Origin of the sequence: Cupriavidus sp. L7L, assembly GCF_004353535.1 — a bacterium.
GTDB classification, from domain to species: Bacteria; Pseudomonadota; Gammaproteobacteria; order Burkholderiales; family Burkholderiaceae; genus Cupriavidus; species Cupriavidus oxalaticus_A.
In genome coordinates, this window is sequence record NZ_SMNY01000017.1 from 1 (window position 1) to 20430 (window position 20430).

Annotated in this window: 18 protein-coding genes and 1 pseudogene; 15 read left to right on the plus strand and 4 right to left on the minus strand. The window is 67.5% G+C overall.

What is annotated here, in order from left to right:
• Both E1J61_RS16535 and E1J61_RS16540 read right to left on the minus strand, forming a co-directional pair.
• Nucleotides 1–243: acyl-CoA dehydrogenase family protein (locus tag E1J61_RS16535; protein WP_207951221.1), on the minus strand; the 243-nt coding region annotated here is incomplete at its 3' end.
• A gap of 46 nt (nucleotides 244–289) precedes the next feature.
• A complete protein-coding gene (locus E1J61_RS16540) occupies nucleotides 290–2014 on the minus strand; it encodes an AMP-binding protein (RefSeq protein WP_133095132.1) in 1725 nt (574 codons plus the stop codon).
• A 288-nt stretch (nucleotides 2015–2302) separates the two neighbouring features.
• Here E1J61_RS16540 and E1J61_RS16545 point away from each other — a divergent pair, with 288 nt between their 5' ends.
• On the plus strand, nucleotides 2303–2998 hold the full coding sequence (locus E1J61_RS16545; protein WP_133095133.1) for a TetR/AcrR family transcriptional regulator: 696 nt from the start codon (nucleotides 2303–2305) through the stop codon (nucleotides 2996–2998).
• A gap of 60 nt (nucleotides 2999–3058) precedes the next feature.
• On the opposite strand, the gene E1J61_RS16550 is transcribed toward E1J61_RS16545, so the two are convergent.
• The gene (locus tag E1J61_RS16550) at nucleotides 3059–3799 is read right to left on the minus strand and encodes an SDR family oxidoreductase (RefSeq protein WP_133095134.1); all 741 of its coding nucleotides are present in this window, start codon (nucleotides 3797–3799) and stop codon (nucleotides 3059–3061) included.
• 111 nt (nucleotides 3800–3910) lie between these two features.
• On the opposite strand from E1J61_RS16550, the gene E1J61_RS16555 reads away from it, so the two are divergent.
• From E1J61_RS16555 to E1J61_RS16585, 7 genes are all read left to right on the plus strand, one after another.
• Nucleotides 3911–4849 (plus strand): LysR family transcriptional regulator, encoded by a 939-nt coding sequence (locus E1J61_RS16555; RefSeq protein ID WP_133095135.1) that lies wholly within the window; start codon nucleotides 3911–3913, stop codon nucleotides 4847–4849.
• Nucleotides 4850–5095: 246 nt separating this feature from the next.
• Nucleotides 5096–6502, plus strand: a complete 1407-nt coding sequence (locus E1J61_RS16560) for a selenium-binding protein SBP56-related protein (protein WP_133095136.1) — start codon at nucleotides 5096–5098, stop codon at nucleotides 6500–6502.
• Entirely contained in the window at nucleotides 6499–7179 is a 681-nt protein-coding gene (locus E1J61_RS16565) for a hypothetical protein (RefSeq protein WP_133095137.1), read from the plus strand. Before E1J61_RS16560 ends, E1J61_RS16565 begins: the two co-directional genes overlap by 4 nt.
• Nucleotides 7180–7772: 593 nt before the next feature.
• Nucleotides 7773–8099, plus strand: a complete 327-nt coding sequence (locus E1J61_RS37830) for a hypothetical protein (protein ID WP_195431629.1) — start codon at nucleotides 7773–7775, stop codon at nucleotides 8097–8099.
• Nucleotides 8100–8340: 241 nt separating this feature from the next.
• Nucleotides 8341–8796: a universal stress protein gene (locus E1J61_RS16575; RefSeq protein ID WP_133095138.1), complete on the plus strand. Its 456-nt coding sequence runs from the start codon at nucleotides 8341–8343 to the stop codon at nucleotides 8794–8796.
• Between the two features lie 34 nt (nucleotides 8797–8830).
• On the plus strand, nucleotides 8831–9841 hold the full coding sequence (locus E1J61_RS16580; protein ID WP_133095139.1) for a zinc-dependent alcohol dehydrogenase family protein: 1011 nt from the start codon (nucleotides 8831–8833) through the stop codon (nucleotides 9839–9841).
• A gap of 18 nt (nucleotides 9842–9859) precedes the next feature.
• The gene (locus E1J61_RS16585) at nucleotides 9860–11182 is read left to right on the plus strand and encodes a phosphoribosyltransferase family protein (RefSeq protein ID WP_133095140.1); all 1323 of its coding nucleotides are present in this window, start codon (nucleotides 9860–9862) and stop codon (nucleotides 11180–11182) included.
• 69 nt (nucleotides 11183–11251) lie between these two features.
• Here the strand turns inward: E1J61_RS16585 and garD are convergent, their stop codons facing one another.
• Nucleotides 11252–12811, minus strand: a complete 1560-nt coding sequence (gene garD, locus E1J61_RS16590; protein WP_133095141.1) for a galactarate dehydratase — start codon at nucleotides 12809–12811, stop codon at nucleotides 11252–11254.
• Nucleotides 12812–13155: 344 nt separating this feature from the next.
• Here garD and E1J61_RS16595 point away from each other — a divergent pair, with 344 nt between their 5' ends.
• The 7 genes and pseudogenes from E1J61_RS16595 (at nucleotide 13156) to E1J61_RS16625 (ending at nucleotide 20420) form a co-directional block, all read left to right on the plus strand.
• Nucleotides 13156–13980, plus strand: coding sequence for an IclR family transcriptional regulator (locus E1J61_RS16595; RefSeq protein WP_133095142.1), 825 nt, complete (start codon nucleotides 13156–13158; stop codon nucleotides 13978–13980).
• 1 nt (nucleotide 13981) lies between these two features.
• A complete protein-coding gene (locus E1J61_RS16600) occupies nucleotides 13982–15037 on the plus strand; it encodes a cyclase family protein (protein ID WP_133095143.1) in 1056 nt (351 codons plus the stop codon).
• Nucleotides 15038–15073: 36 nt separating this feature from the next.
• Nucleotides 15074–16315 carry an ABC transporter substrate-binding protein gene (locus E1J61_RS16605; protein WP_133095144.1) on the plus strand — a complete coding sequence of 414 codons (1242 nt, stop codon included), beginning with the start codon at nucleotides 15074–15076 and terminating at the stop codon, nucleotides 16313–16315.
• 1 nt (nucleotide 16316) lies between these two features.
• Entirely contained in the window at nucleotides 16317–17459 is a 1143-nt protein-coding gene (locus E1J61_RS16610) for a thiolase family protein (RefSeq protein WP_133095145.1), read from the plus strand.
• A complete protein-coding gene (locus tag E1J61_RS16615) occupies nucleotides 17456–17809 on the plus strand; it encodes a Zn-ribbon domain-containing OB-fold protein (protein ID WP_133095146.1) in 354 nt (117 codons plus the stop codon). Before E1J61_RS16610 ends, E1J61_RS16615 begins: the two co-directional genes overlap by 4 nt.
• A 68-nt stretch (nucleotides 17810–17877) precedes the next feature.
• A pseudogene (locus E1J61_RS16620) lies at nucleotides 17878–18192 on the plus strand (Bug family tripartite tricarboxylate transporter substrate binding protein); the annotation flags it as partial.
• A gap of 128 nt (nucleotides 18193–18320) precedes the next feature.
• Nucleotides 18321–20420 (plus strand): acetate--CoA ligase family protein, encoded by a 2100-nt coding sequence (locus tag E1J61_RS16625; protein WP_133095147.1) that lies wholly within the window; start codon nucleotides 18321–18323, stop codon nucleotides 20418–20420.
• The last annotated feature ends 10 nt before the right edge of the window (nucleotides 20421–20430 follow it).

Sequence of the window (20430 nt, forward strand, 5' to 3'; positions counted from 1 at the left end):
CTCTTCCATCGCGATCATGTGCGCCAGGTAGCCCATGTTGGCGCCGCCGTATTCCTCGGCCACGGTGATGCCGAGCACGCCGAGGTCGCCCATCTTCTTCCAGGCGTCCATCGGGAACTGGTCGGTGCGGTCGATCTCCCCCGCGCGCGGGGCCAGCTCGGCCTGGGCCCAGGTACGCACGGAATCGCGCAGCATCTCGATGTCTTCGCCGAGGTCGAATTTCAGGCCGGGCAAGGTAGTCATGGCAGTGTTGTCTTGAAAGTTCTGGTAATCGATGTCGGCGTGGGGATCAGGCCGTTTTGGATTCGCTGAGGTTCAGGTCGCGCACCATCTGGTCGCGCATCACGAACTTCTGCACCTTGCCGGTCACCGTCAGGGGCATCTCGTTCACGAAGCGGATGTAGCGCGGGATCTTGTAGTGGGCGATCTGGTTGCGGCAGAACTCGCGGATCTCTTCCTCGGTGGCGCTTTCGCCCGGCTTGAGCACGATCCACGCGCACACTTCCTCGCCATACTTCTGGTCCGGCACGCCGAACACCTGCACGGCCTGGACCTTGGGATGGCGGAACAGGAATTCCTCGATCTCGCGCGGGTAGATGTTCTCGCCACCGCGGATCAGCATGTCCTTCACGCGGCCGACGATATTGCAGTAGCCCTCTTCGTCGATGGTGGCGAGATCGCCGGTATGCATCCAGCCATCGCGGATGGTTTCGGCGGTGCGGGCTTCGTCGTCCCAGTAGCCGAGCATCACCGAGTAGCCGCGCGTGCACAGCTCGCCCTTCTCGCCCACCGGCACCGTGGCGCCGGTGGCATCGACCACCTTGACTTCCAGGTGGGGCTGGATGCGGCCGACGGTGGTGGTGCGCTTGTCCAGCGGATCGGTGGTGCTGCTCTGGAACGAGACCGGGCTGGTCTCGGTCATGCCGTAGGCAATCGTCACCTCGGACATATGCATCTGCGATACCACGCGCTTCATGGTCTCGATCGGGCACGGCGAGCCGGCCATGATGCCGGTGCGCAGCGAAGAGAAGTCATAGTCGCCGAAGCGCGGATGGTCGAGCTGCGCGATAAACATGGTCGGCACGCCGTGCAGCGCGGTGCAGCGTTCCTCGCTGACGGCCTGCATGGTGGCTTCCGGCTCGAAGGCTTCGCCCGGGAACACCATCGCTGCGCCGGTCGAGACGCACGCCAGCACCGCGAGCACCATGCCGAAGCAGTGGTAGAACGGCACCGGGATGCACAGCTTGTCCTGCTCGGTAAAGCGCATCGCCATGGCGATAAAGCGCGCGTTGTTGACGATGTTCCGGTGCGTCAGCGTGGCGCCCTTGGGCGCGCCAGTGGTGCCGCTGGTGAACTGCACGTTGATCGGGTCGTTGCGGTCGAGCTGCGCGGTGATGGCGTCGAGCGATTCGCGGCCCACGCCGGCGCCACGCGCCACCACGTCGTCATAGCGGATCATGCCCGGGGTCTCGCCCGCGCCCATGCGGATCACCCAGCGCAGCGACGGCAGCCGCGCGGCCTGCAGCGCTCCCGGCTCGCTGGTAGCGAGTTCCGGCGCCAGCGCCTGCAGCATCTCCAGGTAGCGCGAGGTCTTGAACGCCTCGGCCGCGACGATGGCCTTGACGCCAACCTTGTTCAGCGCGTACTCCAGCTCGGACAGCCGGTAGGCCGGGTTGATATTGACCAGCACCAGCCCGAGCCGCGCGGTGGCAAACTGCGTCACCACCCATTCCACGCGGTTGGGCGACCAGATGCCGACGCGGTCGCCACGGACCAGGCCGAGCGCGTGCAGCCCCGCCGCCAGCGCATCGATGGCCTCGGCGAACTGCTGCCAGGTCCAGCGCACGCCCTGCTCGCGGAAGGCGACCGCGTAGCGCTGCGCAAAGCGGGCGACGGTCTGCGCCAGCAGCTCCGGCACCGTCTGCTCGGACAGCGGGATATTGGTTTCGCCTCGTACATGCGACAGCCCGCCCAGGGGCAGGATGGTGGATTGGGACTCGCCCTGCATCGTCATACTGGTCTCCAAAGCTCGGTGGCGTTCCGTGCGCCCGGCGTTTTGTGAGTATCACTCAATTCACGCCGTGGTCATTGTCTTTGATGGGCTGGCGGGACATCACATCAGGGAAATCCCTTAAATCCTTCGGCACCTGCCCTCGCCCGCCGGTGCGGCCTGTGGCGCCGACGAGTGAAAAGTACACGCTCGGGAGGCAGAACGCAATATTAATTTTGAGCTTTACTCAAGTTTTGGCGAGCGGCGCACTATAATCCTCGCCACGAGACCGACGTCCACACCCCCGACAACATGGAAGACACCAGTTCCCGGCGCCGCGTTCCCGCCGGAGCCAAGGCCGAGCAGCGCATCCGCGACATCCTGCGCGTGAGCCGCGACGTGTTCGCCGAGCTTGGCTACGAGCGCGCCACCACCACCGAGATCGCCCAGCGCCTGGGCGTCTCCGAGGGGACGGTCTTTACCTATTTCCACGGCAAGCGCGAGCTGTGCGTGCGCGTGATCGAAGACTGGTACGACGAGATCATCAGCACGCTGGAACAGGGCATGCCGCACGGCCAGCCCACCAAGGCGCAGCTGGAGTTCTACGTGAAGACGCACCTGCGCCTGTTCCTGATCCAGGGGACCGGGCTGTGCGCGCTGGTGCTGTCGGAAGGCCGGGCCAAGGGGCCCGGGCTGGGCGAGGTGTTCCTGCCGCTGCAGCGCCGCTATACGGCGCCGCTGATGGACCTGCTGGCGCGGGCGCGCAGCAATGGCGAGATCCGTGGCGACCTGCCGCTGAGCCTGCTGCGCTCGGCCATCCTGGGGCCGATGGAACACATCCTGTGGGATGCGATCGCGCGGCAGCGCGAGGTCGATATCGAGAAGACCGCGCGTGACATGGTGGCGCTGCTGTGGCCGGCGCTGCAGCCGGTGGACCTGGAGCTGGAGAAGCTGCGGGGCTTCTACGGCGAGGTCAGCGCGGCACTGCGCAAGGCGGCGAAAGACTGAGGCACGCCGGCGTGGGGCCGGCGTGCTGGCTGGCCAGCGTAAGGCCTGCTTGCCTGGCGCTCAGGCGCTGAAACCGCCGTCGATCATCAGGCTGGCGCCAGTGACAAAGCCCGCTTCAGGACCCGCGACATAAGCCACCATGCCGGCAATCTCCTCCGGCGTGGCATGCCGCTGCAACGCCATCAGGCTATGCAGCGCCGCGCCGAAATCCCCGGCTTCCGGGTTCATGTCGGTATTGGTCGGTCCCGGCTGGATGTTGTTCACGGTGATGCCGCGCGGCCCCAGGTCGCGTGCCATGCCCTGCACCAGCCCCAGCAGCGCGGACTTGCTCATCGCATACGCGCTGCCGCCGGGGAACGGCATGCGTTCGGCATTGGTGCTGCCGATGTTGATGATGCGGCCGCCCTCGCCCATGTGCGTCAGCGCCGCCCTGGCCGCCACGAACACCGCGCGCACATTGACGGCCAGGGTCTCGTCGAAGTCTTCCAGCGACAGGGTCTCGACCGATCCCAGCCGCAGCACGCCGGCGTTGTTGACCAGGATGTCAAGCTTGCCGAACTGGCGCGCAGCGTCGTCGATGGCGCGGGTCAGAGCGGCGGCGTCCGCGGCGTCGGCCTGAAACGCCAGCGCGCGTCCGCCGGCGGCTTCCACTTCCGCCGCCAGCGCGTTGGCGCCGGCCGCGGAGCTCTGGTAGGTGAAGGCGACGGCGGCGCCTTCGCGCGCCAGCCGGCGCACGATTGCCGCGCCGATGCCGCGGGCGCCGCCGGTAACGAATGCAGTTTTTCCTGTCAGGGTGGCCATGGAATGCTCCGGGAAATGGTTGGTTGGCAAACCCAGTATCGTTCGCGGATTGCCCCTTCGCTAGCCACAAGCCGGCATCAGCTTTTTCAACCGTTGGTATAAGCTGAGGCCATGGAAGCCCTGAACCTGCTCGAATCCTTTGTCCGGAGTGCCGAAGCCGGCAGCTTTTCGGCGGCGGCACGCCAGCTCGGCATGACGCCAGCGGCGGTCAGCAAGAACGTGGCGCGGCTGGAGTCGCACCTGGGCTTGCGGCTGTTCCAGCGCAGCACGCGCCAGCTGACGCTGACCGCCAGCGGCGAGCAGTTCCTGCGGCAGGTCTCGGACCCGTTCTCGACCTTGCGCGATGCCTTTGCCAGCGCCTCGCAGGACGCCGGCAAGCCAGCGGGCACGCTCAAGGTCAGCATGGCCCTCGCCTTCGGCCGCGAACACCTGGTGCCGCTGCTGGGCGAGTTCCTGCAGCGCTATCCGGCGATCGTGCCGGACTGGCATTTCGACAACCGCCCCGCGGAGCTGATCCAGGACGGTTTTGACGCGGCCATCGGCGGCGGCATCGAACTGACCGACGGCGTGGTGGCGCGCGAACTGGCGCGGACCTGCATCGTCGCGACCGCATCGCCCGCCTATATGGCGGGCAGGCCCATGCCGGGCCACCCCGGCGAGCTGGCCGCGCTGGACGGCATCGTGCGGCGCTCGGGCCCGACCGGCCGGCTGCGCACCTGGACGCTGCGCAGCGAGTCGGGCGAAGAAGCACCGGTCACGCAGCGCACGCGCATGATCTTCGACGACCCCGAGGCAATGGCGCACGCGGCCATGCTCGGCTACGGCGTGGCCCTGCTGCCGACGCCGCATGCGGCGCGATGGCTGGAAAGCGGTGCGCTGGTGCGCCTGCTGCCCGGATGGCATGCCGACAACGGGCCGATCTCGCTGTACTACCCGAACAAGACGCTGCTGCCGCCGAAGACGCGCGTGTTCATCGACTTCGTGGTAGCGGCGTTCCGCGACCACGGGCTGGCGGCGCGCTTTGATGCCGGCATCCGGCCGGTGCGTTAAGGCGCGCCAAGGCACGCTAAAGCGCGCCAAGTCGCATTGAGTCGCATGCGGCCGGCGCATGCCCACGCGCCACGCATCTCCAGCGTGACGAGAACGGCCCTGCGGCGGCGTGCCGGCCCGTTTGACTAGGGATAGAGAACGACCTAGGCTAAGTACGCTTGAAGTCCACTTCCGTGCGCGGACGCTGCCATGCCGGCCTGCGCGATCTCGCGGCATGTGACCGGCGTAGAACAAGGAGGGCTAACCATGAACATGCGGCCGGATCCCACGTTTTACCCGTCGCCCCAGCTCGCGATGAGCGCACCGCCGGAAGAATTCGCCTACACCCTGCTGCTGAGCCCCGACGGCTCGCGCCCCGACGCACTGGCCGTGATCGACGTCAAGCCCGGCTCGCCCACCTACAGCACGGTGGTGCATACCGTGCCGATGACCAACAAGGGCGACGAGCTGCACCACTTCGGCTGGAATGCCTGTTCCTCCGCGCTGTCGCCGCTGACCGGCCACGCGTTCCTGGAGCGGCGCTACCTGATCATTCCCGGCATGCGCTCGTCGCGCATCTATATCGTCGACACCAAGCCGCATCCCACGCAGGCGCGCATCCACAAGATCATCGAGCCGGACGAGATCATCGGCAAGACCGGCTACTCGCGGCCGCACACCGTGCATTGCGGCCCCGAAGGGATCTACGTCAGCACGCTCGGCGGCGCGGGGCAGGACGGCACCGACGGGTTCCCCGGCATCTTCATCATGGACTGCGAGACCTTCGAGGTGCTCGGCCGCTGGGAAATCGACCGCGGCGAGCAGGAGAAGCACTACGACTTCTGGTGGAACCTGCCGCGCGACTACATGGTGTCGAGCGAGTGGGCCTTGCCGCCGCAGTTCGAGAACGGCCTGGTGGCCGAAGACCTGCTCTCCAACAAGTACGGCCACAAGCTGCACTTCTGGGACCTGCGCGCGCGGCGCAATGTGCAGACCATCGACCTGGGCGCCAACCACCAGATGGCGCTGGAAGTCAGGCCCGCGCACGATCCGGTGCGGGAATACGGCTTTGTCGGCGTGGTGGTCGACACCACCAACCTGGAAGGCTCGATCTGGACCTGGTGGCGCGAAGGCGGCAAGTTCCACGCGGAAAAGACCGCGACCATCCCGCCCGAGCCGGCCTCGGCCGACCTGCTGCCGCCGTTGCTGCAGGGCTTCGGCGCGGTGCCGCCGCTGATCACCGACATCGACCTGTCGCTCGACGACAAATTCCTGTACGTGTCGTGCTGGGGCACCGGCGAGATGCGCCAGTACGACGTCACCGACCCGCGCAAGCCACGGTTGTCGGGCTCGGTCCATCTCGGCGGCATTGCACGGCGCACGCCGCATCCGAACGGCAAGACCTTCGCCGGCGGCCCGCAGATGGTCGAGATCAGCCGCGACGGCAAGCGCGTTTACTGGACCAACTCGCTCTACTCCACCTGGGACAACCAGTTCTATCCAGACGGCGTGCCCGGCGTGCAGGTGATGGGGCGCGCCGAGCCGGAGGGCGGATTGGCGCTGGCCGATGACTACTGGCTGGAATTCCCCGACGGCTACCGCGCGCACCAGGTGCGGCTGGAAGGCGGCGACTGCTCGACTGACTCGTTCTGCTATCCGTCGGTCCGGTCTTGACGGCGTTCTCCTGGGAGCATGCCGGCCTGTGGTCGGCGGTCCTGGCCAGCGGTATCTATCACGGCCTGAATCCCGCGATGGGATGGCCGCTGGCCGTGTCGAACGGGTTGCTGGCGCGGCAGGACCGCGCGGTGGTGTCGGCGCTCGGATGGCTGGCGCTGGGCCACCTGCTGGCGATGATCGCGGTCTTGCTGCCGTTCGGCGTGCTGGCCATGGTGGCCCGCTGGCAGGCGCCGCTGCAGTTTGCCGCGGGGCTGCTGGTGATCGGCTGGGGGCTGGCGCTGCTGGCCTGGCGCCGCCATCCGCGCTCGCTGGCGCGCATTCGGCCGGGGCGCCTGGCGCTATGGTCCTTCGCCGTGGCAATCGCGCATGGCGCCGGGCTGATGCTGGTGCCGATCTATCTCGGGCTGTGCCGCGCCGACGAGGATGCCGGCCACAAGGCCGCCGCCGCGCTGATGGGCGCCAATGTCTCGATGGCGCTGCTCGTGTCCGTCGTGCATGCCGCGGCCTTGATCGCCACCGGGGGCGTGGTGGCCTGGCTGGTCTATCGCTATGTCGGGCTTAAATTCGTGTCGCGCAGCTGGTTCAACCTCGACGTGGTGTGGGCGCTCAGCCTGGTGCTTGTCGGTGGGCTGGCGCTGGCATTCAGCGGCATCCAGCTGCCATCGCCGCATTAGCGCAGACGAGCCGAACCACCCGCCCGGCATTATCGCCGCCACCAGCACGGCATCGACCCGGAGTGGTTTGCCCTTTCCTTGCGAAGTGGATATGATGCCCTGAACCTCGTTTTCAATCTTCTTCAGAGGAACTGAGCGATGGACATCACGGCGCGCGCTTTCGATAATTTGTGCTCACGAAGCATGCATGCGCTGCCGTTTTCCCAAGTTGCGGCCAAACCCTCGCAAATGGGCGCTGCAATGACGATTCCGCGCCGGCTCGACAGCGAGCGGCCACTCCAAGGCGTAGGTCTCGCCTGCCTCTATTAGTCCGGAGCCGGCCAAGGGCGCACTAACGCGCCTGGCGGCTCCGGAAATCCCCTCGGATAGCGACTCATCCCCCCGTTGTTTGTCTCATCGGGATTGCGTACCCCTGCTTCTTGAAGCCATGGCGATGCTTGATCGTGGCCGGGGTGCATTCTCAAGTCGGGACAGGCACGGGTCGGGCTTCATATTTTTCGAGCGGGGCTCCAGCCGGTTCTGCCGGAGTGTCTCCACTCGGAGCGCCATACTGCGAACCGATGACTGTGGCGCTCACATGCGGGAGCGTGATCATGAATCGATTGCCCTTTGCCCAGCTTTCAGCGGCTCAGCAAGCCAATCTTGAAGTCCTCAGGGGTATGGCAGATGTACTGTGCTTTTCCGAAAAAGCATTTTCACAGTTCGAGACGCTGATGGAATGGAACCTTCAATGGTTCCATGGCGCCGTTCCCGGCACCCATGCATGCACCAGACAGTTCCTGGCAATGCAGAGGCCGCGTGACATCCTCGCAATGCAGGCCTTCGTCATGCAGTGGGCAAGCGGCAGGGCCCTCTTTCCGTCCCGGGATTCGGCATCGCCGCCGTCTGCGCCACCTGTGCCCCAGCGTCACCCGAGTTGAACAAGTGCCGCTCTTGTCACTGACAATGCATGGATTCTTGTCGGGTGCAGCAGGCGGCACCGCCCCAAGGCGCCGCCTCCAGGAATGGGAACTGGCAAGCGCTTGGCCGCTGCACCGGCCTGCTCACGATGCGGGGGGCCGCGCCTTGGTTTGACCAATATCAAGTTCCATCCAACACTGCCGCCTAGGCTGAATGCATCAGACCCAGGGACTATGCAGTCCGATCTCACAGGAGCATCGCATGTACCAGCGCCTCTTGCTCGCCGTGGACGGCAGCCACTCCTCCGACCTGGCGCTCAGCCAGGCCATCGCAATCGCCGCGGCCACCGGCGCCGAAGTCAAGGCGTTGTTTGTGGTCGATGACAGCGATGTGTACTTTGAGGCAGGCTATTTCGATCCCCGCGAACTGGCGAACCAGCAGATCTCGTACGGCCGCAAGGCACTGGACGCCGCGACGGCACGCCTCAGCCAGGCGGGAATCCGATGCCATGCGCAATTGGACGAAAAGCCGGTGGCTCCCGGGCGGATCTCCACGACCATCGCCACCGAAGCCGACAATTGGAATGCCGACATGATTGTCATGGGCACGCACGGGCGGCGCGGCGTCAGGCGGCTGCTGATGGGCAGCGTGGCGGAAGGCGTACTGGCCCAGACAACCAAGCCGGTCTTGCTGGTCCGCAGCGAAATCGAAGGCTGACGCCCCACGCCGGGGCACCGACAAGGACACCTGCATGCCCGAGACCATGCGAGCCATGCAATTTGCAGGCGCGGGGCAGCCTTTGGTCCTGGTACACGGGCCAGTCCCCGAGCCCGGGCCGGATGAGGTACGCATCGCTGTTTCTGCCTGCGGCGTATGCCGGACCGACCTGCATATCGTAGACGGCGACCTGCGCCATCCCAAACCGGCGCTCATCCCCGGACACGAGATCGTTGGACGGGTGGATGCTTGCGGAGCGGGTGTCACCGCCTTCGGGCCGGGCGACCGCGTGGGTGTGCCATGGCTTGGCCATACCTGCGGCCACTGTCGCTACTGCCAGCGTCATCACGAAAACCTCTGCGATGCACCGCTATTTACGGGCTATACGCGCGATGGCGGCTACGCTGAATATGTTGTCGCAGACAGCAGGTATTGCTTTCGGATTCCGCCTGCCTACGATGACGAACACGCTGCCCCGCTGCTCTGTGCCGGCCTGATCGGCTACCGGACGCTGCGCATGGCAGGGCCTGCCGCCGATACACGCCGCATCGGCATCTATGGCTTCGGCGCAGCCGCCCACCTGGTTTCGCAAATTGCCGTGGCACAAGGCCGGGAAGTCTACGCTTTCACCCGCACTGGCGACACGGGCGCCCAGCAACTGGCATACCAGACTGGAGCGTGCTGGGCCGGCTCGAGCGACCTCCCGCCTCCGGTGCCTCTGGACGCCGCGCTGATTTTCGCGCCGGTGGGCGCACTGGTGCCCAAAGCGCTACGCGCCGTCGATAAAGGTGGCACCGTTGTCTGCGGCGGCATCCACATGAGCGATATCCCAGGCATGCCTTACGAACTGCTTTGGGAAGAGAGGCGCCTGTGTTCCGTCGCCAACCTGACGCGCGCCGACGGGATTGCGCTGATGGAGATCGCCGCCCGCACCTTGCTGCATACACACACCACCGCGTATCCGCTTGAGCAGGCCAATGAGGCTTTGGCCGATCTGCGTGACGGCCGCCTTTCCGGCGCCGCGGTCTTGCAGATTCATCGTTGATTCTCCTTCAGTTCTAGAATGCGCCCATATCAAACACGTTTTCAGACCCGTGAACATGCCGGAACGGAACTGGCGCGGGCCTTGCATGCGTATCGGGGAACCGGCGCCCTGGTTCTGGCGATCCCTCGTGGCGGAGTGCCGGTCGGGCGCGTCGTCGCCGACGCGCTGGACGCCGAATTCGATCTCGTGATGGCGCGCCGCATCACCCCAGGGATGGCGCTGGACGACACAGGCATGACGTGGTGCACGGGCGAAGCGAATGCGCATGGCGACGCCAGCCGACAGCGTGACGCCCAGTTCGACCAGCTTCGCAGGCAGCGCGCGGTCTATAAGCCGGTTCGCAAGCAGGCGGATCCGGGCGGTCGCGTGGTGATTGTCGTGGATGACGGCCTGGTGAGCGGCGCGACGATGTATGCGGCCCTCTCGCGCCTGCGCAAGCGGCAGCCCGCTCGACTCATATGCGCGCTTCCGATCGCCTCAAGAGCGGGACTGGACAGGATCCGGGCGCTGGTGGATGAAGTCATCTGCCTGGATACCCCGGAGTCCATCGAAAATCTCGCGCATTTCTATCACGAGTTCAGTCTGGTCACCGACGATTTTGTCCGGCAGGTGACAGCCATGCTGCCAGTGCAATCCCCAGGCCATGCCCGGCCAGGGGTGGAGGCGCGCGTGCCGGCAATCAGCAGAGCGATGCTGGTTCCATATGGGACGACTTGCCTGCGAGTCATGTTCGAAACCGCCGCGAATCCCATCGGGGTCGCGGTGATGATTCATGCCGGTGGCGCGGAACGCCGCGACGTCCGCAGTCATTACCTGGCACGCAAGCTACGCGCGAAAGGATTCGCCACCGTGCTTGTGGACCTGCAGCCTGACAGCCGCTTCGACGACGCGCCCGAGTCGGATGTCGATGAGCTGGTGGCAAGGTTGAACCAGACGCTGGGCTTCCTGCACGGCGGAACACCCTGCGCAGACCTCCCTGTCGGCCTGCTTAGTACCGGCACCGCCTCAGCTGCGGCCCTGCGCTCGGCCGCGTACGGCGAGGCACAACTTCGCGCGGTGGCCTGTGTTGCAGGACGACCGGATCTCGCGGGTGCCGCCAGCCTGCAGCGCCTCGATATCCCTGCGCTGCTGATATGTGCAAGCGGCGACCCAAAGAACATTCAGATCAACAATCTTGCGTTTGAGCAAATGCATTGCCCGCGGCAGTTGAGGCTCATCCCGACGAATGGCCGAGGATTCGAAGACCGCAAGGCCCTGGAAGACGTCGCAACACTCACGATAGCCTGGTTCGAGAGGCACCTTGCGCCTCAATCGTGTTCCAGGCTGGGGTACGGTGGATGACATATGCTGGCCGGCTACACCCGGTGGCGAATAGCAGCCGCCGCCATCACAGACCCGACAGCCAATACCTCAAGTCACCGGCGCCGGATTGAACAGCACCAGCGCGTTCCTGATCTTCCAGTGTTCCGCCCATGACTTCTTGCCGCTGGCCACCGCCAGCAGCGTGTGGAACAGCTCCCAGCCCACCTCTTCGATGGTGGCTTCGCCGGTGGCGATGCGGCCGGCGTTGACGTCCATCAGGTCGTGCCAGCGGCGTGCCAGGTCATTGCGGGTCGAGACCTTGATCACCGGCACCTCGGCCAGCCCATACGGCGTGCCGCGGCCGGTAGTGAAAACGTGCAGGTTCATGCCGGCGGCCAGCTGCAGCGTGCCGCAGACAAAATCGCCCGCCGGCGTGGCGGCATAGATCAAACCCTTCTGCGTGACCTTCTCGCCCGGTCCGCTGACGCCATGGATCGGCCCGGTGCCGGACTTGACGATCGAGCCCATCGCCTTTTCCACGATATTGGACAGGCCGCCCTTCTTGTTGCCCGGCGTGGTGTTGGCGCTGCGGTCGACCTTGCCTTTCTCGAGGTAGGCGTCGTACCAGGCCATCTGCTTCATCAGCGCCTCGGCCACTTCGGGCGTGGCCGCGCGCGCGGTGAGCTGGTCGATGCCGTCGCGGACCTCGGTGACCTCGGAGAACATCACTGTGCCACCGGCGCGCACCAGCAGGTCGGTGGCAAAACCCACCGCGGGATTGGCGGTAACGCCCGAGAAGGCATCGCTGCCGCCGCACTGCACGCCCACCACCAGGTCGGACGCGGGACAGGTCTCGCGCCGGCGCGCGTCCAGGCGCTGCAGGTGCTTCTCGGCCGTCGCCATGATCGACTCGATCATCGAGGCAAAGCCGACGTGCTGCTCGTCCTGCAGGCAGACCACGTCGGGCTCGCCTTCCTTCTGGATCGGGATGGTGCCGGCGCTGACCAGCCGCGCGGGCTGCAGCTTTTCGCAGCCCAGGCTGACGATCATCACTTCCCCGCCGAAGTTGGGGTTCAGCGCGATATTGCGGATCGTGCGGATGGGGATGCCGGCATCCGGCGCATCGATCGCCACGCCACAGCCGTAGGTGTGCTCCAGGCCCACCACGTCGTCGACGTTGGGGTACTTCGGCAGCAGCTCTTCCTTGATGCGCCGCACGGCAAACTCGACCACGCCCTCCACGCACTGCACGGTGGTGGTGATGCCGAGGATATTGCGCGTGCCGACCGAGCCGTCCGCATTGCGGTAGCCCTCGAAGGTGTAGCCCTCCAGCGGCGGCAGCGGCCTGACGCGCGTGCCGACCGGCAGGTCGTGCAGCTCCGGCGCGGCCGGCATGCGGATCACGCGCTCGTTGATCCAGCTGCCGCGCGGCAGCTCCTTCAACGCGTAGCCGATCACGACGTTGTAGCGGATCACCTCGTCGCCTTCGCGCAAGTCCGTCAATGCGACCTTATGACCCTGCGGCACGCCTTCGACCAGCGTCAGGCCGCAGGGGAACGTGGCGCCGGCCGGCAGCCCGCCGTCGTTGGCGACGATGGCGACGTTGTCGTCGGGGTGCATCGTGATGTAGAGGGGGCGCGATGCCGGTGCTGGAGTCGCTTCGCTCATGATTGCAGGCTTTCTTCAGGGGACGGCAGTATGCCAGTCATGTGTTACGTTGTCTGACGACATTGTAGAGGCTATGGCGCAAGCTTGTGTCCGGTCTTACCCTGACTCGAGTAGCCTATGTATCATATCCTGCATTAAATTGCCGCATAGACGCGAATTTTTCGTTGACATCTGTTGATTTCCATCGATTGTTGTACGACAACCATGGTTTATCCAATCGCCGACAGCCATTGATTTCATCCGGCAAAACTTTTTGGCAACGCAGAATGACGGGCGGCGACGGATGGCTTATAACGGCTTCAACCGGTTTCACGTGACGAAAACCGGGCCAGGAGACCGCCGCCGTGACCACCCCGAGCACCTCGCTGCAGAAAGCCTGCCGCCTGCTGCGCGCGCTGACCGATGCCCGCAACAGCCGCCTGACCGATCTGGCGCTGGCCGCCGGCGTCGACAAGGCTTCGGCGCTGCGCCTGCTTGAAACGCTGGCGGCCGAGGGACTGGTTGAGCGCGATCCCGCCACCAAGGCCTTCACGCCGGGGCGCGAATGGCTGGCGCTGCATGCCGCCACGCTGGCGCGCACCGACCTGCGCCCGCTGGTACGCCCCGCGCTGATCCGGCTGGCCAATGCCTTCGAGGACAGCGCCATCCTGTCCGTGCCGAGCGGCTGCGAATCGGTCTGCATCGAATTGCGGCTGGGCACCTTCCCGATCCGCGCCAACTACCTGGACATCGGCAGCCGCCGGCCGCTGGGCATCGGCGCCGGCAGCCTGGCGCTGCTGGCCGCGCTGCCTGATGCCGAGGTCGACGCTGTGCTCGACGGCATCGCCCCGGCCATGCGGCGCTACCCGCGCTTCAGCCGCGACATGCTGCTGGGCCATGTGCAGGCCACGCGCGAGCGCGGCTACGCCGTATTGCTGGACGTCGTGGTCGAGCGCATGGGCGGCATCGCCATCGCCCTGCCCGGCCCCGACGGCTACCCGCTGGGCGCGATCAGCATTGCGGCGCTCAACGATCGCATCACCAGCCGCGAGGCCGCGATGGCGCGAGCACTGCGGCGCGAGGCCGACGCCATCTGCGAGCACTGGCGCTCGCACGCCGCCGTGAAGCCAGATATCAAACCCGACATCCAACGGCCGGCTACCCGGCCACGTACGCGAGAGGAGGCATGACATGCGCTGGAAGCAACGTCCGCAAGGCTCCAACTGGGGCGATTTCGGCCCCGACGACCAGCTCGGCCGCGTCAACCTGATCGGCCCCGAGCAGGTCGTCAAGGGCGCGCGCGAGGTGCGGGCCGGCATCAGCTTCTGCCTGTCGCTGCCGCTGGACTACCCGGGCGGCAACAAGCTCAACCCGCGCCGGCACCCGCCGCAGTTGCGCCCGACATTTCGCGACGACAGCCCCTACCTCAACTTCCCGCTCGCCAAGGTCGATCCCGCCGCCACCGACGTGATCAGCGACGACCAGGTGCTGATGTGCCTGCAGTACAGCACGCAGTGGGATGCGCTGGCGCACGTGGGCGCGCTGTTCGATGCCGACGGCGACGGGCGGCCCGAGCGCGTCTACTACAACGGCTTCCGCGCCAACGAGCATATCGTCGGTCCGGTGGATTACGCCGAAGACGACCACTTCGCCGCCCACCCTTGCGGCCACGACCACAGCGCCGCGCAGGCGCTTGGCATCGAGAACTTCGCGGTCAAGGGCATGCAGGGCCGCGGCGTGCTGGTGGACCTGGCGCACGTGTACGGCCAGGACTTCCGCAACATCGGCTATGACGAGCTGATGCGCGCCATGGACGCCGGCAAGGCCGAGGTCGAGCCCGGCGACATGCTGCTGCTGCGCACCGGCTTTGCCGAGGTGGTGCTGTCGATGCAGCGCGAGCCCGACGAAGCCGTGCTGCACCACAGCTGCTGTGCGCTAGACGGCCGCGACGACCGCCTGCTGCAGTGGATCACCGACGCCGGCATCGCCGCGCTGATCGCCGACAACTACGCGGTCGAGCGCTACCCGGCCCGCCCCGCGCCCGATGGCGACCGGCACCACCCGCTGCTGCCGCTGCACCACCACTGCCTGTTCAAGCTGGGCTTGCCGCTGGGCGAGCTGTGGTACCTGCGCGAGCTGGCCGACTGGCTGCGCGCCAATGGCCGCACCCGCTTCCAGCTGACCGCGCCGCCGCTGCGGCTGCCGGGGGCGGTGGGGTCGCCGGTGACGCCGATTGCTACCGTCTAGCCCAAACAAGAACCACAACACGCCAGAGGAGACACCATGAAGCTTCGCCATTCGATCCAGCGCCGGGCCGCCGGCGTCCTGGCCCTGGCCGCGGCGCTTGCCTGCGGCGCCGCGCACGCACAGCCCAAGACTGCGATCTCCGACGACGTGGTCAAGATCGGCATGCTGCTCGACATGAGCGGCCTGTACGCCGATGTCACCGGCCGCGGCAGCGCCACCGCGGCGCAGATGGCCATCGACGATTTCGGCGGCAAGGTGCTGGGCAGGAAGATCGAGCTGGTGGTGGTCGATCACCAGAACAAGGCCGATATCGCGGCCAACAAGGCGCGCGAGTGGTACGACACCGGCAATGTCGATGCCATCCTCGACGTGGCCGCCTCGGCGCCAGCGCTGGCCGTGCTGGAAGTGGCGAAGCAGAAGAATCGCATCGTGGTGTTCTCGGGGCCGGGCACCGAGCGCATCACCAACGACCTGTGCACGCCGGTGTCGGTGCACTACGCCTACGACACCTATGCGCTTGCCAATACCACCGCGCGCGCCACGGTGCAGCGCGGCGGCAAGACCTGGTTCTTCCTGACCGCCGACTACGCTTTCGGGCATACGCTGCAGGACTCCGCCACCGCGGTGATCAACGAAACCGGCGGCAAGGTGGTGGGCGCCGCGCGCCACCCGATCGGCGCCAGCGACTTTGCCTCGTACCTGCTGCAGGCGCAGGCCAGCAAGGCGCAAGTCGTGGGACTGGCCAATGCGGGCGGCGACACCATCAATGCGATCAAGGCGGCGTCGGAGTTCGGCCTCACGCGCAACGGCGCGCAGCGCATGGCGGGACTGCTGCTCTACATCAACGATATCCACGCCATCGGGCTGAAGACCGCGGGCGGCCTGGTGCTCACCGAAGCCTTCTACTGGGACATGAACGATGCCACGCGCGCGTGGTCGCGCCGCTATTTCGAGAAGCTGAAGAAGATGCCCAACATGAGCCAGGCCGGCGCGTATTCGTCGGTGATGCACTACCTGAAGGCGGTGCAGGCGGCGGGCACCGACGAGACCGCGGCGGTGATGAAGAAGATGAAGTCGCTGCCGATCAACGACTTCTTCGCAAGGAACGGCCGCATCCGCGAGGACGGCCGCATGATCCACGACATGTACCTGTTCGAGGTGAAGACGCCGGCCGAATCCCGGTATCCATGGGACTACTACAAGGTGGTGGCGACAGTACCGGGCGAGCAGGCCTTCATGCCGGCATCGAAGTCGCAATGCCCTCTGCTCAAGCACTGACATGCTCGCCACCTACCTGCGCGGCAGCGGCAACACCCGCTTCGGCCGCATCGAGGGCAGCACGCCGCTGGCGCTGATGGCACAGGCCGCCGATGCCGCGCTGGCCGATGCCGGGCTGGCGCGCGCCGGCATCGACGGCGTGCTGTGCGGCTATGCCACCACGCTGCCGCACCTGATGCTGGCCGACCGCTTCTGCGAATACGCCTCGCTCACGCCCGCCTACGCCCACGGCGTGGCCGCGGGCGGCGCCACCGGCGGCGTGATGGCCATGCTGGCGCATGAGCTGGTGCGCGCCGGCCGCTGCCGCCACGTGCTGGTGGTGGCGGGCGAGAACCGCCTCAGCGGCCAGAGCCGTGACCAGTCGATCCAGACGCTGGCGCAGGTGGGCGAGCCGCATGCCGAGGTGCCCAACGGCGCCTCGGTGCCGGCCTACTACGCGCTGCTGGCGTCGCGCTACCTGCATGAGACCGGCATGGATGCCGATGCGCTGTCCGGCTTTGCCGTGCTGATGCGCGAGCATGCCGCCGGCCATCCGGATGCGCACCTGCGCGAGCCGCTGTCGCTCGCGCAGGCGCGCGCCGCCCGCCCGATCGCCACGCCGCTGCGGCTGTCCGACTGCTGCCCGATTTCCGATGGCGCGGTGGCGGTGATCGTTTCCGCGGAACCCGGCGCGGGCACGCCGGTGCGCATCGCCGGCGCAGGGCAGGCACACCGGCACCAGCACCTGGGCGCCATCGACGACGTGATGCAGACCGGCGCCGCCGAGGCCGCGCAGTACGCCTTCGCCGAGGCGGGCGGCAGCGTGGACGGCATCGACTGCCTCGCGATCTACGACTCGTTCACCATCACGCTGGTCATGCTGCTGGAAGAACTCGGACTGGCGCCGCGCGGGCAAGCGCACGCGCGCCTGCAAGCCGGCGATTTCAGCCGCGCCGGCGCGCTGCCGCTCAACACGCATGGCGGGCTGCTTGCGTTCGGCCATTCCGGCGCGGCAGGCGGCCTGATGCATCTTGCCGAAGCCGCGCGCCAGCTCGCGGGCCGCGCCGGGGAACGTCAACTGAGCAAGCGCCGCCGCGCGCTGTTCCATGCCGACGGTGGCGTGCTGTCGTCGCATGTCAGCCTGGTGCTGGAGGCCGCGCCATGAGCCATCCCTATACCGACGGACTCGATGCCGGCGTGGTGCGCTACCAGTGTTGCGACGACTGCGGAGCCTGGCAGCCGCTGGAACGGCACGCCTGCCGCGCCTGCGGCAGCCTGCAGTTGCGCTGGCGCGATGCCGGCGGGCTGGCCACGGTGTATGCGGTCACCGAGATCAGCCGCGCCCCGGCCGAGGCCTTCCGCGCGCTGGCGCCCTACACGCTGGTGCTGGCCACGCTGGACGAAGGCCCGCGCGTGATGGGCCATGCCGAGCCCGGCGTGGCGATCGGCGAGCGCGTGCGCGCAGGCTTCCTGCGCTTCGGCGAAGGGACGCTGCTGCGTTTCCTGCGCGAATAGCGCCTTCCGGCGCCAGCCGGCGCGCGTCCGCCTCCATCCCAGCCGGCACCCACAACCGGAGAATCCCCTTGGCACCGAATCGATCCCGGCGGCACGCGCTCGCCCTGCTTTCCTGCCTCGCCTTGTCCGCGGCATTTATGCCGCCAGCGCTGGCGCAGTCCTTCCCCGTCAAGCCGATCCGGCTGGTGGTGCCCTACCCGCCCGGCGGCCCCACCGACATCGTTGCGCGCGTGGTCGGCCAGAAGCTCTCGGACAAGCTCGGCCAGCCGCTGGTGGTGGAGAACCGCCCCGGCGCCGGCGGCAATATCGGCGCCGAGGCAGCGGCCCGGGCCGCGCCCGACGGCTACACGCTGCTGGTGGCCACCACCGCGCATGCCATCAACCTCGCCACCGGCCACCGCGCGGTTCCTCGAACACGAAATCGACAAATGGGCCCGGGTCGTCAAGGCATCCGGCGCCACCATCGACTGATCCCCTACGCATAGCTCACGCATACCCCACGGCCCCTGTCATGACCGCTCCCCTCCAGTCACTGCTCGCTCCCCGCTCCATCGCCGTGATCGGCGCCTCCGACAATATCCACAAGATCGGCGGCCGCCCCATCCACTACATGAAGGCGCACGGCTACGCCGGCACGCTCTACCCGGTCAACCCGCAGCGCGACACCATCCAGGGCCTGCGCGCCTGTCCCACGCTGGACGCGCTGCCCGAAGTCCCCGAACTCGCCATCATCATCGTCGCCGGAGATGCCGCCGTGCAGGCCGTGCGGGACTGCGCGCGGCTGGGCGTGGCGGCGGCCATCGTGATCGCATCGGGCTTCGGCGAGGGCGGTGCCGAAGGCCGGCGCCAGCAGGACGAGATGGTGCGCGCCGCGCGCGCCAGCGGGCTGCGGCTGGTTGGTCCCAACAGCCAGGGGCTGGCCAATTTCGGCAGCGGCGCCATCGCCAGCTTTTCGACCATGTTCATCGAGGTGCCGCCGCAGGATGGCCCGGTCGCCGTGGTCAGCCAGAGCGGCGGCGTGGCGGCGATGGTCTATGGTCTGCTGCGCGGCCAGGGCATCGGCGTGCGCCACGTGCATGCCACCGGCAACCAGGCCGACATCACCGTCGGCGAGCTGGCACTGGCGGTGGCGCACGATCCTGGCGTGCGGCTGGTGCTGCTGTACCTGGAAAGCCTGACCGACCCCGAGATGCTGGCCGAGGCGGCGCGCGTGGCGCGGGCGCGCAACGTGCCGGTGGTGGCGGCCAAGGCCGGCCGCTCGCAGGACGGGCAGCGCGCCGCCGCGTCGCACACCGGCGCCATCGCCAACGAGGACCGCGCGGTCGATGCCTTCCTGCAGCGCCACGGCATCTGGCGCGTCGACGATGCGCATGCGCTGGCACGCTGCGCGCCGATGTACCTGCGCGGCTGGCAAGCCGGGGGAAGGCGGCTGGTGGTCGTCAGCAACTCCGGCGCGAGCTGCGTGATGGCCGCCGATGCAGCGCCGTCGTCCGGCCTGGCGCTGGCGCCGCTGTCCGATGCCACGCAGGCCGCGCTGGCGGAGCGCCTGCCAGGTTTCGCCGCCACCGCCAACCCGGTCGATGTCACCGCCGCACTGCTCACCAACAGCGCGCTGTTCGGCGAGGTGCTGCCGGTGGTGGCGCGCGATCCCGCCGCCGACCTGTTCCTGCTCGATATCCCCGTCTCCGGCATGGGCTACGACGTGCCGCGCTTTGCCCGCGACGCCGCCGCGTTTGCCGACACCGCGGGCAAGCCCATCGCGGTCGCCGTATGGCAAGCGCCGGTGGCCGATGCCTTCCGGCAGGCCAACGTGCCGACCTACGCCTGCGCGGCGCAAGCGCTGGCAGCGTTCTCGCAACTGGTCTCGCACCAGCAGCGGCTGCGGCAGATCGCGGCCGAGGGCGAGCCGCCGCTACCCGCTGCACCTGCCGTGCCGGCGTCACCGGTGAAAGGCACGACGCTGAGCGAAGCCGCCAGCCTGGCGCGTCTCGCCGCGGCAGGCGTGCCGGTGGTCGAACACTATCTTTGCCACGACGTCGACGCCGCCGTGGCCGCGTGGCAGCGCATCGGCGCGCCGGTTGCCGTCAAGGCGAGCTCGCCCCAGGTGCCGCACAAGAGCGAGCACGGGCTGGTCGCCCTGCACTGCAATGATCCGGAGGCAGTAGCGCGTGCGTTCAGCGCCCAGATGCGAACGCTGCAGGCCATGGACGCGCATTGCGAAGGCATCGTCATCGCGCGCATGTCGCGCGGCCAGCGCGAATGCATGATCGGCGCGCACTGGGATCCCGTATTCGGCGCGGTGCTGGTGGTCGGCGACGGCGGCAAGTATGTCGAGACCTTGCGCGACACCGCCGTGCTGCTGGCGCCGTGCAGCGAAGCCGATGTCGCCCGCGCTGTGGACAGCCTGCGCATCGCGCCGCTGCTGCGCGGCGTGCGCAACGAGCCGGCGGTCGACATCGCCGCGCTGTGCCGGCTGGCGGTGCAAGTCGGCCAACTGGTCCACGCGGCCGGCGGCACGATCCGCTCGGTCGATCTCAACCCGGTGATGGCGAGCGCCGACGGCGTGGTGGTGGTCGATGCGCTGATCGAGGTGGCAGGGGTGCCACGTTAGCGCAGCGTGG